Origin of the sequence: Mycobacterium sp. 852014-50255_SCH5639931 (assembly GCF_001665605.1) — a bacterium.
Taxonomy (GTDB): Bacteria; Actinomycetota; Actinomycetes; order Mycobacteriales; family Mycobacteriaceae; genus Mycobacterium; species Mycobacterium paraffinicum.
This window is the reverse complement of the sequence record NZ_LZSV01000002.1, coordinates 301378-316744: the sequence shown is the minus strand read 5'-3', so window position 1 is coordinate 316744 and position 15367 is coordinate 301378. Positions and strand designations below refer to the sequence as shown.

Genomic DNA, 15367 nt, shown 5'->3' with positions numbered 1-15367 from the left:
GTGCCCGGTGCCCGGACCGACGCGCACGAACCCTTCATCCGGTCAGCGGTGAGCTCGAAACAGCGGCGCCAACGGCATCGCGAATTGGGTAAAGGCATTGAACCGCAAGCTGACACAGCGCGGCCCGCGGAAACCCACCCCGCGAGGGCCGCTGCCAGACCGAATCCACCCGACAAAGGTGGACTCAAGACATGACTTTCGACCCTCGCCGGCAACGGGTCAGCCGCGCAGACTGCAGAGCATGACCACATCTGACGACACCGCCCAAACCTGGCGCGACGTGGCCGACCAGCTCACCGCTGCGCAGATCGCTCAGCTCGAGCGCCTCGAACGCGACGAACCGCAGACGCTGCTGGACATGGCGCGGCAGTGGGCGACCAAGAATGTGTCCGCTGGGATGCCTTTCGACACGATCGCGCCCCCCGACGGTGCGGTTCGCACCTTCGACTGGCAGCTCGACAGGAACTGGTTTCGCGACTTTGAGGGCACCACTCGGCGAGGTGGGCGGGCGCGCGTTCAGATCTATGGTCGACAGCAGGTCGACGGCTCGACGCGGCGGTGGATCGCCGTGCATGCCCGCCACCTGGATGCGCTGGACGGGATCGCCGCGCGCGAACTCGCCGCGGCGTTGACCGACTCGGCCGACGAGATCGAGCGGCTCAGCTGAGGGTGTTTTGGATGGAACTTCGGGCCCTATCGCTCGACGAGACATATATTGCGGCAGAACACGTATCGAGGAACGGCGAACACATGGCAGGCAAATCGTGACTTTCCACTATGAGACCGGCCCTGCGGCCGGCGAATACAGCGTCGAGGACGACAACCAGCTTCAGCCAGAGGACACCCTGATAGATCGCGGTGTGGAGGACGTCCTCGACGAGGGCTATTCGCCACCCGAGCGGCCTTACGGACGAGGCGCATTCGGCCCGGGCGAGACCATGGATCAGCTCCTGGCGGAGGAAGAGCCGGACCCGGCAGCGCGCATCAATGTCCCGCTCGACGAAGCCGAGCAGCAACGCTCCGATGCATCCGAACGCGAGTGCGAATTCCCCCAGCGGCGCGAGGTGGGCAGCGCACGAGCCGGCCGGCTTATCGCGCCGGACTTGGGTTTTGGCGAAGATGCCGACGAGGAGCTGTTCGCCACGGATGTCGGAATCAGCGGGGGCGCGGCGTCCGCCGAGGAGGCCGCCATGCACATCATCGACGAGGAAGAGTAAGTCCTACCTCCGTTGGCGGCACTCCTTGGCGAGGAACTTCCACAGCTGGTGCCGCTCAGGACCTCCGGCTCCCCAGCTCGCCGCCGCAGCGGTAGCCTCGAGAATTCGATCGGCGGACGCGGAGGGTTTTTGGCATGAAAATGTGGATCCAGATTTGCGGCCGGGACGACGACGAATATCCGGACGGCGCCACCTATGCAGTACTCACGGGCGGCGTGCTGAGGGTCAACAGCGGCAAAGACATTCACCTCTACAGTCCGGCGTACTGGCAAGAGGTCACCATTGATACCGGCCCCGCAGCCGAACTCGACGAACGAGCCCAACAACTCGACGAAGATCTCAGATGGCAATAGTCGCTGCAGCGCGACGGTAGGCGCGGCGGCTCCTCGACGCCGTTTTCGTCTCGGAATGCTCGAGCAGAGGTGTGCGATGAGCAAAAGTGGGGCCACGGCCGGCCCGGATAGCGAGGCCGCGGCGACTGCCGTCAAGAGCAAAGGCCTCAGGGGTGGCGCGCTCGGCCTGGTCTCCGGCGTCGTGGTCGGCCTGGCGTCAATGGCGCCCGCCTACAGCCTTGCCGCGACACTGGGTCTCATCGTGGCCAGTGGTGGTGGGCAGCTCGCCGGCGTCAAAGCCCCGGCGATTGTTCTCCTTTCATTCATCCCGATCTACCTGATCGCCGTCGCCTATCGAGAACTCAACGAGGCCGAACCGGATTGTGGCACCACGTTCAAATGGGCGTCGCGAGCATTTGGACCTGTCGTCGGATGGCTCGGCGGCTGGGGCATCATCGCCGCAGAAGTGATTGTGATGGCCAACCTGGTGGATATCGCCGGGAAGTACTCGTTCAGGTTGGTCGGCGATATGGGGTGGCATTCGGTTGCGGACCTGGCCAACAGCAGGCTCTGGTCGACGGCCGCGGGCGTCTTCTGGATTGTCGTGATGACGTATATCTGTTATCGCGGCATCGCGGCGTCGGCCAGACTGCTGTACGCCCTGCTGTCCATTCAAATCGTGGTGCTGGTTGCCTTCTCGATGGTCGCGCTGCTCAAAACGTATACCCGTGACGCCCAGGCCTTTTCGCTGCATCCGTCGCTGTCCTGGTTCTGGCCGGGCGGTCTTGATTTCGGGACGACCGCCGCCCCCGCAATTCTGATGGCAATCTTCATGTACTGGGGCTGGGACACCGCCGTGTCTTGCAACGAGGAGTCCAACGACCCCGGCCGCACGCCTGGCCGCGCCGCCGTCATCTCGACTTTCCTGCTGTTGGCGACCTACACCCTGGTGACCGTGTCGGCCGTGGCGTTCGCCGGTGTCGGGACGGCGGGCATCGGGCTGGGCAACCCGCACAACTCGAAAGACGTGTTTGCATCCATCGGTCCGGAACTGTTCGGCAACGGCGTCTTCGGGAAGGTTGCACTGCTGTTGCTGGCGGCATCGATCCTGACGTCGGCCTCCGCGTCAACGCAGACGACGATCTTGAAGACAACGCGCACCACCCTGTCGATGGGGGCGTACCAGGCGCTGCCGAACTCGTTCGCGAAGACCCACCCCCGCTACCTGACGCCGACCACATCCACACTCGCGGCCGGCGGGGTCTCCGTCCTCTTCTACGTGCTGTTCACACTCGTCAGCGAGAACCTGCTGGCCGCGCTGATCGGATCGGTCGGGTTGATGATCGCGTTCTACTACGGGCTTACCGGGTTTGCGTGCGCCTGGTACTACCGCCATACCCTTACCGCGTCCGTGCGGGATTTTGTGATGCGCGGCGCCGTCCCGTTGCTGGGCGGCGTGGTCTTACTGCTCGTTTTCGTCTACGGGCTCATCCAGTACGCCAGGCCCGAGTGGTTGACCGATGACGAGGGCCACCACATCACGATCCTTGGGTTCGGCGCCGTCGCGGCGGTCGGTATCGGGGCGCTGGTGCTCGGAGTGATCCTGATGCTGGCCTGGTGGGCGATCGCCCCGGGTTTCTTCCGCGGCCGCACCATCACTCGCGGCGCACCGGAGCGGATTCCGGTGGGAGCATCGTTCAACCAGTAGGCCCATGAGCTTTGTGGGGAGCGAACCGCCTAACGCCAGCCGGCATGAACGCTCGCCCTCGGGCGTCCGTTCACCTCTGTACGCCACGTAGTTATCGCCATACCAGCTACACTCACACCCGCCAGATCAGGACGACTAGGCCAATCGCCCGGAATGGCACCAGGACGCCGCTGAACCCGCCCAGCTACGTTGTAGTCAGGCATTCAAAGACGTCCCTCGCCCTCGTAGCTCAGGGGATAGAGCACGGCTCTCCTAAAGCCGGTGTCGCAGGTTCGAATCCTGCCGGGGGCACGTCAGACGCTATTTTCGCTGCCACCTAAATCAGCCGATGTTTATTCGTCGTTTGCGATTCGAAATCCGGTGCCCCTCAAGGGAGCATCACACGTTCAAATCGCTCAACTCTCTTACTAAGTTGCGGTTCAGCTCCGAGCTGGCAGGGCGCTGGCCCCGGGACCGCGGGCGTCGTCGACGTACCTGCTCGTCAATACGAGCCACGCGACGAAGCTCGACGACGCACCATAGCGCTCCGGCGGTCGTGCCGAGTACGGCGACCAACACCGTGATCGCGAGCCATTCGTAATGTCCGTAGGCCGCGACTGCCGCAGTGCTTATCATCCCGGACACCCCGACGGTGACCAGGATGAGCCCCGGCCATAACAGGTTGTCCTTCATCGTCATGCCAGCGTGCGGTTGCGTGGTCCGAAAATGATCGGTCGGATCGTGATGCCTGTCTCCCATCACCCTCTCCCTCGGTCGTCGGACGAGATAGCGGCATGTGTTACTCATAAATACGATCGTCGTCGGCATAAGGTTCGGCGGACCTGGGGAGAATTCTCAGTTTCGAGGCAGTTGCCCGGAAAAGACCGGCCCTCAATTCGGGCATTTGCCCGTCGAATCCTTCGAGAAAATTGGACCTCAGTCCGGATCGCCGACTACACGCTCAATAAAATGCTGGGTATCCCCGCGCAGCGCCGGGAGCCAGGGGGCCGGCCGCCGGATATGGCCCGGATGCGGCAAAATCCTCTCGCTACGCAGGGACCGCGGGGTCGAAAGCGCAGTCGCCATCGAGCATCCAAAGCGCTAACTCTAAGCATCCCAACGAAGAGCCGAGCGCTGTGTCGTCTAGTTAAGGTCTGACTCCGTAACCTTCGCCGTCGTCGGCCAGATAGATCACGTCGTACCAGCGTTGAGGCGGTTGGGCGCCGGTGTCGTACTCCTCGGTGGCGGTTGCCCGCTCCAGCCGAACATCCGTCAAAAGCGGATGGTGCACGCGGATGTAGTCTTCGAGCTCAGCAAGCAGCGCGTCGCCCGTCAGTGTCATGTCCGCAAGCGCCTTTGCTTCACGCTTCGCCCAACTCACGCGTACATATTGCCCCGGCCGTTGCGGCCGGCGCCGTCGCGCTGGGTTATGTTGCCATCCGCCCGTCGAGCATGATGCCGAGCCGGACGGCGCCGTCGCGGCGGCGCACGCCCTCGATGCGGACCTCGATGTCTGGCCGCCGCGGCTTAGCGGCAGTCGACGTGGCCGGGTTCTCGAAAGTGATCATCGTCGATCTCCTCTCTCGCTAGGTCCCCGCTTCATTCAGGGTGCGACATCTTTACCGACTATTCGGGGTGCGACACGATCACGATTAGGGCAAGACGGTGTGCATCAGCATCACGTCGTATGCCGACCACAGCGACAGGTTGAAGTACAGGTCCCGCCCCGACGACCAGGGGTGAATCATCGGCGCATAGATGCCGCCGGGCATAGAGAACGCCGACACGAGCGGTTGCTCGGGGCTCCACGGCCCCTGCGGCGTCGGCGCGGTGCGTGCGACCACGTCGTTGCTGCCACCGTTGGTGTAGAGCACCAGGTATTGCTTGAGATAGCTGTTGTATTGGGCCGACATTTCGCCCACCGGTCCCGGGAAGATCGGCGTCGCCGCGCCCGGGTTGTTGGGCACCCAGCGGCCGCCGTTGTCGCCGTTCCAGTACTGGTACTTGGTGATGTCGGGCAACTGACCCGGCGGCACCCGCGACAGGAATGCCGCACCGCCCCGTCCCGACGGGGTCCCGAATTGATACAGGTAACCGTCGTTGCCTTTCATGAAGGCACCCATTTGGAAATTTTCATTGCCGGGGGTGAACCCGGCTCCCGGAATGGCGTCCGCGGAGGCCGTGCGGATCGAGGTGGGGAAGATTCCCCAGTTCTGGCCGTTGTCGTTGGACCGCGCGATCGCCGAGTAGTTCGTACTCCATTCGCCGTCTCGGCCCCACTGCCGGATCGACATGTAGCTCATGTACTGCGTTCTGCCGATCGAGATGCCGGCCGTCGGAATGATCCCCGTCTCGTGGCCTGCCTTGTGGATGGTGTTGACGACCTGCTTGGACAGGCTCGTCGCCCACACGGGTGAACCGGAGTACCGGTCGTTGGGGATGCCGTCCGCGATGTGGATTCCGTGTGACAGATCCCGGTCCGAGCTGCGGAACAGCGTGTTGTAGCGCCACTGCTGACCCTTGACTTTGCAGTAGCCGAAGGTGTCGCCGAAGGCCATCAGGACCTGACGGTTCACGGGATCCCCGTTGTCCCAAGCGATACCGAGGTCGGTGCCGGAGATGCTGAAACGCTGCAGGGTCTTGTTCGGGCCGTCGGGTCCGGTCACCCAGTCGACGAGCGACGTGGGCGCCCCGGCAATCGAGACGGGCGGCGCCTCCGCCGGCGGCTGCGGCGGCGGGACCGGGGCCGCGTTGGGCTGCAGCTGACCGGCGTTGGGCGGTTGCGGCAGACCGGGGACGGGAGGATTCGGCCCGGGCGGAAGGACCTCCGCTTGCGGTCTCATCGGCGCGACCTGTCGAGGGATCGCCGGCTTGAGGAATGAGGAGATCAGCGGTCCCAACTTGGGCAGCGGCGCCTGGTCGTTCGTGTGGGTGGGTCTGCGCCCGGTGGGCGGTTGAACGACCGGCTGGGGTGCAGGCATCGCCGGCGGCGCGGCGGGCGGCTCCACATTCGCTTCCGGCGCTCCGCACGGGGTGGCATTGGCCGTCGGCGCCGGGCCGACCACGTAGACGAGTCCGACAGCGGCCGCCGACGCCATCGATAGCGACACACTTCGAAGAATCGCCGACATGTAACACCTTTCGAGCTGCGGGGACACCGCATTGACGTCCGTAGTTGGCTCATGTGACGATAGTGATTAGTGCGACTGTTGTGACTAGTGATGCGGCGATAGGTACGCATCCGTGACCGCGTCGAAACCCGCCGGGCGGGCACCACGGTCCTGGTCACCCGCTCCCCAGCGATGGCCGGCGCGGCCCTTCCGCCCGGACGGCTCCCGCCCGTGGCATCCGCCGCGGAAGGCGCCGCGCGAGTGTTGGCCCGCGTCGCAGCGATCAGCCAACCCGGCCGTCGCCCAAGGGGACGGGCACGTCCGCACGCGCCCGATTCGCGGTGACGGGTGCGGCCCACAAACCCGGGTGCGAGACGCCGGCGAGAAACCCGAAGACCTCAAAATGTTTTCGCCCTCACGCGATCAGGTTGAGTCCGCATGTTTGTCTGCCGCCGTACGGGGCAATGTTCCATGAGAGGCGAACGCGTCGGCCGGCCTTCGCGTACGCCTAGGTCCCGTCGGTTCAGCCCGAGAGCCGACGGGGCCGCCCTCATTTCGGGCACCTTTTCGACCGCGACCGCCCGCGATACGCCTGAACGACGAGGTTTTCCAGGAGTACCGTGCGGCGTATGGATGACTCGGCGGGTGTGTGGATCCTGGGCGGCTGGCAAACCGATTTCGCCCGCAACCTCACCAAGGAGGGCCGCGACTTCGCCGACCTCACCGCGGAGGTCGTCGAGGGCACGCTCGCCTCTGCCAAGGTCAACGCAGCCGACATCCAAGTGGTCCACGTCGCGAACGCCTTCGGGGAGATGTTCGCCGGCCAGGGCCACCTTGGGGCGATGCCGGCCACGGTTTGCGCCGACCTCTGGGACACTCCGGCCTCCCGGCACGAGGCGGCGTGCGCGTCCGGCAGCATCGCGACGCTGTCGGCGATGGCCGACCTGCGCTCGGGCGCCTATGACACCGCACTGGTGGTGGGGATCGAGCTCGAGAAGACGGTGCCCGGCGACACCGCGGCCCAGCACCTGGGTGCGGCCGCGTGGACAGGCCACGAGGGCGCCGACGCCCGTTACCTGTGGCCGTCGATGTTCGCCGAAGTCGCCGACGAATACGACCGGCGCTACGGCCTGGACGACGCACACCTGCGGGCGATCGCGCAGCTGAACTTCGCCAAAGCGCGGCGCAACCCCAACGCCCAGACCCGCACGTGGACCGTCCCCGACCCCATTACGGACGACGACACAACCAACCCAATCACCGAGGGCCGGTTACGGCGCTTCGACTGCAGCCAAATGACCGACGGCGCAGCGGGATTGGTTTTGGTCGGCGACGCCTATCTGCGCGACCACCCCGATGCGCGCCCCATCGGCCGCATTGAGGGCTGGGGACACCGGACGGTGGGACTGGGTCTGCGGCAGAAACTGGACCGAGCCGTCGATAACCCTTACGTCCTTCCCCATGTGCGGGCCGCGGTGCGCGACGCGCTGGGCCGCGCCCGCCTGACCTTGGACCACCTCGACGGCTACGAGGTGCACGACTGCTTCACCCCCAGCGAGTATCTGGCCATCGACCACATCGGGCTGACCGGCCCCGGAGAGTCGTGGAAGGCCATCGAAAACGGTGAGATCGAGATCGGCGGCCGGCTGCCGATCAACCCCAGCGGCGGACTGATCGGCGGCGGCCATCCGGTCGGAGCCTCCGGCGTGCGCATGCTGCTCGATGCGGCCAAGCAGGTCAGCGGCGCGGCCGGGGAGTATCAGGTCGAGGGCGCCAAGACATTCGGCACCCTCAACTTCGGCGGCAGCACCGCCACCACGGTGAGTTTCGTTGTCAGCACGGCAGAAAGCGTGTGACATGGATGTTGAGATCGTCGGCAAATTCCTGTCCACCCTGCCCGAAGACGACGACCACCCGTACCGGACCGGACCGTGGCGTCCCCAGACCACCGAGTGGGACGCCGACGACCTCACCGCCGTCGAGGGGGAAATCCCGCGCGACCTGGATGGCATCTACCTGCGCAACACCGAAAACCCGCTGCACCCTGCGCTGAAGACCTATCACCCGTTCGACGGCGACGCCATGCTGCACATGGTCGGCTTCCGCGACGGAAAAGCCTTCTACCGCAACCGCTTTGTTCGCACGGACGGCTTCGTGGCGGAAAACGAAGCCGGCGGACCGCTCTGGGCGGGGCTGGCCGAACCGGTGCAACTGGCCAAGCGCGAGGACGGCTGGGGCGCCCGTACCCGGATGAAGGACGCGTCGAGCACCGACGTCATCGTGCATCGGGGCGTTGCACTGACCAGCTTCTACCAGTGCGGCGACCTGTACCGGGTCAATCCGTACTCGGGCGAAACGCTGGGCAAGGAGAGCTGGAGCGGGCGCTTTCCGACCGACTGGGGTGTGTCCGCGCACCCGAAGGTGGACGGCAAAACCGGTGAGTTGCTGTTCTTCAACTACAGCAAGCGAGAGCCGTACATGCGCTACGGCGTGGTCGACGACAACAGCGAGTTGGTCCACTACGTCGACATCCCGCTGCCCGGGCCGCGCTTGCCGCACGACATGGCGTTCACCGAAAACTACGTGATTCTCAACGACTTTCCGTTGTTCTGGGATCCCGCCCTTCTCGAGCACGACGTGCACGTGCCGCGCTTTCATCCCGACATCCCGTCGCGGTTTGCGGTTCTGCCCCGTCGGGGTGGAACCGGCGACATCCGATGGTTCGAAGCGGACCCGACATTCGTGCTGCACTTCGTCAACGCCTACGAGGACGGCGACGAGATTGTGCTCGACGGCTTCTTCGAGGGCGATCCTTCGCCAGCTGACACCGGTGGATCGAAGTGGGACAAGCTTTTTCGGTTCCTGGCGCTCGATCGCCTGCAGTCGCGGCTGCACCGTTGGCGTTTCAACCTCGCCACCGGGGCGGTACGGGAGGAGCGGCTTTCGGAGTCCATCACCGAGTTCGGCACCATCAACCCGGACTACGCCGCAGGCGACTACCGCTACGCCTATGCCGCCACCGGCAAGCCGGGCTGGTTCTTGTTCGACGGGCTGGTCAAACACGACCTGCGCACCGGAAACCAACAGGAATTCCGCTTCGGCGACGGCGTCTATGGAAGCGAAACGGCAATGGCGCCACGGGTCGGAGCCACCGGCGAGGACGACGGTTACCTGGTCACCCTCACCACAGACATGAACACCGACGCCTCCTATTGCGTGATCTTCGACGCCGCCCGGATCGCTGATGGCCCGGTGTGCAAACTCCAACTGCCGGAGCGCATTTCGAGCGGAACCCATTCGACCTGGGCGCCCGGCCACCAGCTGCGGCGCTGGGATACCGCCGAGTCGGCGGCAAGCGCGGTCGGGTTGTGATGGGCGCCCAGAATCCCCGCCGCACCACGCACTGGCCGATGCAACTGGCGTCGATCGGCGGCTTACGTTTCGCGCGCCGGTCGGCGAACTTCCACGAGACGGTGCGGTTCTACCGCGACCTGGTGGGCTTGCCGCTCTTCGAGACCTTCGGCGAGAGCTACGGCAGCAACGGCGCCATCTTCGGACTGCCCAGCTGGAACCTGACCCTGGAGATCGTGGAATCCGTCGAGCCCGTCGCCGTGGACCACCACGAACAGCTGTGCCTGTACTTCCCCGACCAGCAGGCGCAACAGACGGCGATCGCCCGGCTGCAAGCGGCGGGCATCGAACCCGTCGAACAGCATCCGTACTGGGCGGCGACGGGTGCCGTCACGTACCGCGACCCGGACGGTCGCGAAATCGTGTTCGCGCCCTTCGTGTTCGGCGTCAACGAGCCGAGCGACAGCTCGGCCTCGGGAACGCACGAGTTCCCGTCGCCCTGAGGCCTCAGCGGCCGGACCGACCGGAAGCCAGGGCCGCGATGACCGCCGCAATCGAGCAGACCACCGCACAGACAGCCGCGACCGCGCCGACGTACAGGCCATATTGGGCCGATACCGGCGGATTCACGTTGAGCTTGTAGTACCACGCCGTCAGCGCGACGATCAGCAGCGAAATCACCAGCGCGCCAACCGAAGCAAGCCTGACCGACAATCCGCGGCCCACCATCGCCCCGGTGACCAACAGCGCGGAGGAAAGCAGCACGATGAGCTGGCCCGCGCCGAACCCCCGCGGCAGTTCCAAGTTCCCGTGGGCGCCTCCGATGGCGTTTGCCCAGCCCCCGCCGTTGACCGCCGTCGTCAACCACGGCAGCCACGCGCTGGCCGAAATCACCAACGCGAAGAGCGCCACCAGCCAACCAGGGCGCAGCCGGCGAGTCATGCAAGCGAGATTAGCCGACGTGGGACCGACCTCGGCGCCGTCACGCTCGCGTGGCGCCCGTCGGTCAGCGACGACCGCCAGAGCCGTTCATCCCGGGGTCGGGGCGGGTGAATACCGTGACGAAGTTCTGCAGCGACATGTCGATGTCGCCACGCAGCGCGGCGGCGACGATCATGCCGATCGGCCCGAACAGGGCGGGGCCACCGAGGTGGACGTCGAAGCTGACGACCGAGCCCTCTTCCGCGGGCTGAACTTTGGCCATCAGCTTGACCTTGACGCCGCCGACGCCGTCACCGTTGAGCGTCATGCCTTCCGGCGGCTTGTAGCGCACGACCGTCCACCTGATCCGGTTGTACATGCCCTTGACTTCGACGATCGACTCCACGACGGTGCCCTTGTCGATGTCGTCGGGCAGTTTGCTGCGCCATACCCGGTGGATGGTCAGCCAATCCTTAAACCGGGATAGGTCGGAGGCATGCTTCCAGGCCACCTCGGGTGGCAGCGGGACGTCGATGGATCCGGAGAGTTTCGCCATGAGCTCAGTTCTGGTCGTCGCCTTTAGCCGCGGTCCCGGCCGCTTTCTTGGCCTCTTCTTGCACTTTGTGGATGGTGTCGGAGTACTTGCCCTGCGTCTTCTCGTCGACGAATTCGCCGGCCTTGTCGATCGCGGTTCCGACCTTGTCGGCATTCTGCGACAAAAGGTCTTTGGCCTTGTCCAGGAATCCCATGTACCCGTCCTTTCCCCGCCGAAATCCTACTTGGCGCCCGTTAGCGCCACAGTCGCGGCTGCACGCCCAGCACCCGCGCCCGGATCCACCACATCGCCTCGATGGCGCCGGCGCCCAGTAGGCCGATTCCCACTGCGGTCGACGTCACCACGACATCGGAGGGATCGAGCAGAAACGCCCGGCGGGCCAGCGGGATGCTGAAGATCACCACGTAGGCCAGGCCGGAGCCGAGCACCAGCGCGACCCGCCACCACTGGTAGGGGCGCGCGACCACCGCGAGCACCCACAGCGCCGTCATCAGCAGCGTGATTAGGGCCGCGGTCGACGCCTGCGCCTGTTGCTGGAACGTCGCGTGCCGGCCGTGATAGGCCAACAGGTAGGACCCGAAAGTCGCGGTGCCGACGATGAGCCCGGAGGGCAGCGCCGAGCTCAGCACCCGCCGCACGAAGCCCGGGTAGGCGCGTTCGTTATTGGGGGCGAGCGACAGGATGAACGACGGGATCCCGATGGTGAACCACGCCGCGATGGTGACGTGTATCGGCTGAAACGGGTACAGCAAGGGATCGGCTTTGAGCGGTTTGGCGAACAGGCATTCGATGCCGACCAGCAGCGCCAGCAACACCGAGTAGACGGTCTTGGTCAAGAACAGGTTGGCGACCCGCTCGATGTTGCCGATCACCCGCCGGCCCTCGCCGACGACATACGGCAGGGTGGCAAACCTGTTGTCCAGCAACACGATCTGCGCGACCGCGCGCGACGCCGGGCTGCCGGCACCCATCGCGACACCGATGTCGGCATCCTTGAGCGCCAGCACGTCGTTGACGCCGTCACCGGTCATCGCGACCGTATGCCCGTGCGATTGCAGGGCGTGCACCATCGCCCGCTTCTGGTCGGGCCGCACCCGGCCGAACGTGGTGTAGGCGTCCAGCGTGTCGGCCAATTGCGCGGGCTCCGCCGGCAGCCGCCGCGCGTCCATCGTCTCCCCGCGCAGCCCGAGCTTGTCGGCGACGGCGCCGACCGACACCGCGTTGTCGCCGGAAATGACCTTGACCGAAACACCCTGCCCGGCAAAATAATTCAGTGTGTCCGCGGCATCGGGGCGCACCCGCTGCTCGAGCACCACCAGCGCGACGGGGGTGACGCGGCCCGGCGCGTCCGGATGGTCGACGGCGACGTCGCCGGTGCCGACCAGCAGCACCCGCAAACCCTGCGCGCCGATCCGCTCGGCCTGTTCGGCCGCCGCCGACGCCGGATCGAGCAGCACATCCGGCGCTCCGATCACCCAGTTGCCGTTATCCCCGAAGGACACCCCGCTCCACTTGGTGGCCGACTTGAACGGCGCGGTGGCCGTGGCGATCCAGCCGGGTGGACGCCCATAGCTCTCGGCGATCGCCTGCATGCTCGCATTGGGGCGCGGGTCGGCGGCGGCCAACGCCGCCAGGGCGTCGGTGACCCTGTGCCGCTGTGCCGCTTCGAGTTCCTCGACACCCGCGACACGCATGCCGTTCTCGGTCAGGGTGCCCGTCTTGTCCGCGCAGACCACATCGACCCGGGCGAGTCCCTCGATCGCGGGCAGCTCCTGCACGAGACACCGGCGCTGCCCGAGCCGGACCACCCCGACGGCGAACGCGACCGACGTCAGCAAGACCAGGCCTTCGGGCACCATCGGGACCAATGCACCCACGGTCCGGAGCACGGACTGCCGCCAGCCCGCGTGCGTGGTGAAGAACTGGGTGTAGATCGTCAGCAGGCCGGCCGGCACCAACAGGTAGGTGATGAACTGCAGGATCCGGTTGATCCCGTTGCGCAGTTCGGATTTGACCAACGTGAACTTACTGGCCTCTTCGGCGAGCTTGGCGGCGTAGGCCTCCGGCCCGACCTTGGTGGCGCGGTAGGCGCCCGCGCCGGCGACGACGAAGCTGCCCGACATGACCGCATCACCGGTGGCCTTGGCCATCGGGTCGGCCTCGCCGGTCAGCAACGACTCGTCGACCTCCAGATTCGCCTCTTCGACGATCTGGCCGTCGACGACGACTTGGTCCCCGGGCCCGAGTTCGATGATGTCGTCGAGCACCACCTCGGAGGGCAACAGCGTGCGCGTCCCGGATTGCCTGCGCACCAACGGTTTCGCCTGCCCGACGATGGCGAGCGCATCCAGCGTTCGTTTGGCACGAATCTCTTGGACCATGCCGATGACGCTGTTGGCGATGATGAGCAGGCCGAACATCCCGTTGATCAGCGAGCCCGTCGCCAGCACGATCAGCAGCAACACCCCCAGGATCGCGTTGATCCGGGTGAAGACGTTGGCCCGCACGATGTCGGCGATGCTGCGGGTGGCGCGTTCGCGGACCGCGTTGCTCTTGCCCTCGGCGACCCGCTGCGCCACCTCGGCATCGGTCAGACCGGCGATCATCGGGTGAACGTTCCCAGCTTGTCCGAGTCGTAGTACTCCAGGTTGAGCGTCCGTCCCGCGAAGGTGGCCTTGGAAATCGTTCCGGGCGGGGCGTTTTCGTCGGTCAGACCGAAGGTGAAGGTGTCGCCGTCCCAGTGCGTCAGCGTGACCGTCCGGTTCTTGGGGCCCATCGCCAGCTGCAGGGAGCCGTCGTGTTCGGTGACGACGGCCGGGCCCCAGTAGTCGCTGGCATACACGCCCGCGTAGTCGCTGAGCGGCCTGGCCGGCGCGGGGTTGGCCGGCGGCTGCTTGCCGACCAGCGACCCCTCCGGGTTGTTCAGCCAGCCGATCGCCTTCCGGTACAGAGCCCCCCAGTCCTCACGAATCTGGCCGTACTGGACAACATCCATGAATTCGGCGGTCAACGTCTCCGGGATGCCATAGGGCGCGCCATTCGTCAGCGCGATGATGCCCAAGTCCTCCGAGGGCATCACCACGAAGTTTGTCGCCGCCCCCAAATCGAAAGCGCCGGAATGACTGTATTCGGTGCGGCCCGACGAGTCGACCGACGCGTTGAAGCCGTATCCGTAGAACCCCGAGCGCGCCTTGGGCGTCTTCGCGGGCACCGAAACCGTCTGCGGGCTGGTGGCGGCCAGCAGGGCTTCCGGCGACGCGATCCGCTGTCCGTTGTACGTTCCGTTGCCCAGCAACATCATCAGCCAGTGGGCCATGTCGTTCACCGACGAGCTCACCCCGCCCGCGGGTGACTGTGGATCGGGGTCCCGCTGGAATCGGGCCTCCCATCTGTCGGCGATCTTGATGTGGTTGACCGCATGGTTGGGTCGTGCGACGAAGTCGGCGAACCGCGAACTGGTCGATGTCATCCCCAGGGGGCGGTAGAGCACCTCGTTGGACAGGTCCTCCCATGACTTGCCCGCCGCGGCGGCCACCGCCTCGGCCGCCGCGGTTACCCCATAGTTGGTGTAGGCGTAGCTGGTTCGAAACGGAGCCAACGGCAAGTACTTCAGCCGTTCGAGGGTCTGCCGACGGTCGTAGCCCAAGTCTTCGAGTTTGTCACCGGCATGGTCGGGCAGCCCGGAGCGATGCGAATACAGGTCGGCGACGGTGACGTGGCCCGTGACGTAGGGATCGCTCAGCGTGAACCACGGTAGCTTCGACGCCACCGGGGTGTCCCATGCGACGACGTTGTCACTGACTTCGTGCGCGACCACCGTCGAGCCGACCGACTTGGACACCGAAGCCAACTGGAAAACGGTGTCGGCGTCCACCTTGTTGTCCTGGCCCTGCCCCTTGCTCACATCCTTGATGCCGAACCCCTTGACGTACAGCACCTTTCCGCCGTGGACGATGGCCACGGCCATGCCCGGGACGCCGGTACTCTTCATCAGGTCGCCGACGAGGCCGTCGACCTTGGCGACCGCTTCGTCGACGCGGCCGGCGGGGATCGCGAGACCCGACACCTCGTTGGGCGGCGCGTCAGAGAGCGCGGGCGGGCTGGATACCGGTTGGGCGGGCCCGCATCCGGTCAGGCCGAGCAGCACCGTGGCAACGGCCGCGGCCGCGCGTTTCGTCATGGCGGAACTTTAG

15 protein-coding genes, 1 tRNA gene and 1 pseudogene are annotated in these 15367 nt (G+C 65.8%); 8 read left to right on the top strand and 9 right to left on the bottom strand.

Features of this window, described 5'->3' with window-relative positions; genetic code table 11:
* The first annotated feature begins 241 nt into the window (after positions 1 to 241).
* The 5 genes and pseudogenes from A5758_RS02060 to A5758_RS02040 all read left to right on the top strand — a co-directional run bounded on the left by A5758_RS02060 (position 242) and on the right by A5758_RS02040 (position 3548).
* Positions 242 to 667, top strand: coding sequence for a hypothetical protein (locus A5758_RS02060; RefSeq protein WP_067735725.1), 426 nt, complete (start codon positions 242 to 244; stop codon positions 665 to 667).
* A gap of 97 nt (positions 668 to 764) precedes the next feature.
* Positions 765 to 1217, top strand: coding sequence for a DUF5709 domain-containing protein (locus tag A5758_RS02055; protein WP_156622463.1), 453 nt, complete (start codon positions 765 to 767; stop codon positions 1215 to 1217).
* Between the two features lie 134 nt (positions 1218 to 1351).
* Complete coding sequence (locus A5758_RS02050; protein WP_067735722.1) at positions 1352 to 1570, top strand: hypothetical protein; 219 nt, start codon at positions 1352 to 1354, stop codon at positions 1568 to 1570.
* A gap of 76 nt (positions 1571 to 1646) precedes the next feature.
* A pseudogene (locus A5758_RS02045) lies at positions 1647 to 3230 on the top strand (APC family permease); the annotation flags it as partial.
* A 245-nt stretch (positions 3231 to 3475) separates the two neighbouring features.
* Positions 3476 to 3548 (top strand) — tRNA-Arg (locus tag A5758_RS02040).
* A gap of 87 nt (positions 3549 to 3635) precedes the next feature.
* Here the strand turns inward: A5758_RS02040 and usfY are convergent.
* From usfY to A5758_RS02025, 4 genes are all read right to left on the bottom strand, one after another.
* The gene (gene usfY, locus A5758_RS24910; RefSeq protein WP_067200062.1) at positions 3636 to 3995 is read right to left on the bottom strand and encodes a protein UsfY; all 360 of its coding nucleotides are present in this window, start codon (positions 3993 to 3995) and stop codon (positions 3636 to 3638) included.
* Between the two features lie 388 nt (positions 3996 to 4383).
* On the bottom strand, positions 4384 to 4617 hold the full coding sequence (locus A5758_RS02030; protein ID WP_067200058.1) for a hypothetical protein: 234 nt from the start codon (positions 4615 to 4617) through the stop codon (positions 4384 to 4386).
* Positions 4618 to 4663: 46 nt separating this feature from the next.
* Positions 4664 to 4804: a hypothetical protein gene (locus tag A5758_RS25565; protein ID WP_156622462.1), complete on the bottom strand. Its 141-nt coding sequence runs from the start codon at positions 4802 to 4804 to the stop codon at positions 4664 to 4666.
* Positions 4805 to 4888: 84 nt separating this feature from the next.
* On the bottom strand, positions 4889 to 6367 hold the full coding sequence (locus tag A5758_RS02025) for a DUF4185 domain-containing protein (protein WP_067735716.1): 1479 nt from the start codon (positions 6365 to 6367) through the stop codon (positions 4889 to 4891).
* 608 nt (positions 6368 to 6975) lie between these two features.
* On the opposite strand from A5758_RS02025, the gene A5758_RS02020 reads away from it, so the two are divergent.
* Genes A5758_RS02020 through A5758_RS02010 form a run of 3 tightly spaced genes read left to right on the top strand, consistent with a single transcriptional unit; the run spans position 6976 to position 10200 of the window.
* Positions 6976 to 8202 (top strand): acetyl-CoA acetyltransferase, encoded by a 1227-nt coding sequence (locus A5758_RS02020; protein ID WP_067735713.1) that lies wholly within the window; start codon positions 6976 to 6978, stop codon positions 8200 to 8202.
* A 1-nt stretch (position 8203) separates the two neighbouring features.
* Positions 8204 to 9718 carry a carotenoid oxygenase family protein gene (locus tag A5758_RS02015; protein ID WP_067200049.1) on the top strand — a complete coding sequence of 505 codons (1515 nt, stop codon included), beginning with the start codon at positions 8204 to 8206 and terminating at the stop codon, positions 9716 to 9718.
* Positions 9718 to 10200 carry a VOC family protein gene (locus tag A5758_RS02010; RefSeq protein WP_067200044.1) on the top strand — a complete coding sequence of 161 codons (483 nt, stop codon included), beginning with the start codon at positions 9718 to 9720 and terminating at the stop codon, positions 10198 to 10200. Before A5758_RS02015 ends, A5758_RS02010 begins: the two co-directional genes overlap by 1 nt.
* Positions 10201 to 10204: 4 nt before the next feature.
* On the opposite strand, the gene A5758_RS02005 is transcribed toward A5758_RS02010, so the two are convergent.
* From A5758_RS02005 to A5758_RS01985, 5 genes are all read right to left on the bottom strand, one after another.
* Positions 10205 to 10639, bottom strand: coding sequence for a hypothetical protein (locus tag A5758_RS02005; RefSeq protein WP_067200041.1), 435 nt, complete (start codon positions 10637 to 10639; stop codon positions 10205 to 10207).
* Between the two features lie 64 nt (positions 10640 to 10703).
* Positions 10704 to 11174, bottom strand: coding sequence for an SRPBCC family protein (locus A5758_RS02000; RefSeq protein WP_067735710.1), 471 nt, complete (start codon positions 11172 to 11174; stop codon positions 10704 to 10706).
* A gap of 4 nt (positions 11175 to 11178) precedes the next feature.
* The gene (locus tag A5758_RS01995; protein WP_067200035.1) at positions 11179 to 11367 is read right to left on the bottom strand and encodes an antitoxin; all 189 of its coding nucleotides are present in this window, start codon (positions 11365 to 11367) and stop codon (positions 11179 to 11181) included.
* Between the two features lie 40 nt (positions 11368 to 11407).
* Positions 11408 to 13780 (bottom strand): cation-translocating P-type ATPase, encoded by a 2373-nt coding sequence (locus tag A5758_RS01990; protein WP_067735707.1) that lies wholly within the window; start codon positions 13778 to 13780, stop codon positions 11408 to 11410.
* Complete coding sequence (locus A5758_RS01985) at positions 13777 to 15354, bottom strand: serine hydrolase (protein ID WP_067735704.1); 1578 nt, start codon at positions 15352 to 15354, stop codon at positions 13777 to 13779. The genes A5758_RS01990 and A5758_RS01985 overlap by 4 nt, the downstream gene beginning before the upstream one ends.
* Positions 15355 to 15367: the final 13 nt, after the last annotated feature.

Bases quoted from the DNA above. Each gene is read 5' to 3' on its own strand.
- A5758_RS02060 (WP_067735725.1), top strand. From the start codon at position 242: ATGACCACATCTGACGACACCGCCCAAACCTGGCGCGACGTGGCCGAC.
- A5758_RS02050 (WP_067735722.1), top strand. From the start codon at position 1,352: ATGAAAATGTGGATCCAGATTTGCGGCCGGGACGACGACGAATATCCG.
- usfY (WP_067200062.1), bottom strand. From the start codon at position 3,995: ATGGGAGACAGGCATCACGATCCGACCGATCATTTTCGGACCACGCAA.
- A5758_RS25565 (WP_156622462.1), bottom strand. From the start codon at position 4,804: ATGATCACTTTCGAGAACCCGGCCACGTCGACTGCCGCTAAGCCGCGG.
- A5758_RS02025 (WP_067735716.1), bottom strand. From the start codon at position 6,367: ATGTCGGCGATTCTTCGAAGTGTGTCGCTATCGATGGCGTCGGCGGCC.
- A5758_RS02020 (WP_067735713.1), top strand. From the start codon at position 6,976: ATGGATGACTCGGCGGGTGTGTGGATCCTGGGCGGCTGGCAAACCGAT.
- A5758_RS02015 (WP_067200049.1), top strand. From the start codon at position 8,204: ATGGATGTTGAGATCGTCGGCAAATTCCTGTCCACCCTGCCCGAAGAC.
- A5758_RS02010 (WP_067200044.1), top strand. From the start codon at position 9,718: ATGGGCGCCCAGAATCCCCGCCGCACCACGCACTGGCCGATGCAACTG.
- A5758_RS02005 (WP_067200041.1), bottom strand. From the start codon at position 10,639: ATGACTCGCCGGCTGCGCCCTGGTTGGCTGGTGGCGCTCTTCGCGTTG.
- A5758_RS02000 (WP_067735710.1), bottom strand. From the start codon at position 11,174: ATGGCGAAACTCTCCGGATCCATCGACGTCCCGCTGCCACCCGAGGTG.
- A5758_RS01995 (WP_067200035.1), bottom strand. From the start codon at position 11,367: ATGGGATTCCTGGACAAGGCCAAAGACCTTTTGTCGCAGAATGCCGAC.
- A5758_RS01990 (WP_067735707.1), bottom strand. From the start codon at position 13,780: ATGATCGCCGGTCTGACCGATGCCGAGGTGGCGCAGCGGGTCGCCGAG.
- A5758_RS01985 (WP_067735704.1), bottom strand. From the start codon at position 15,354: ATGACGAAACGCGCGGCCGCGGCCGTTGCCACGGTGCTGCTCGGCCTG.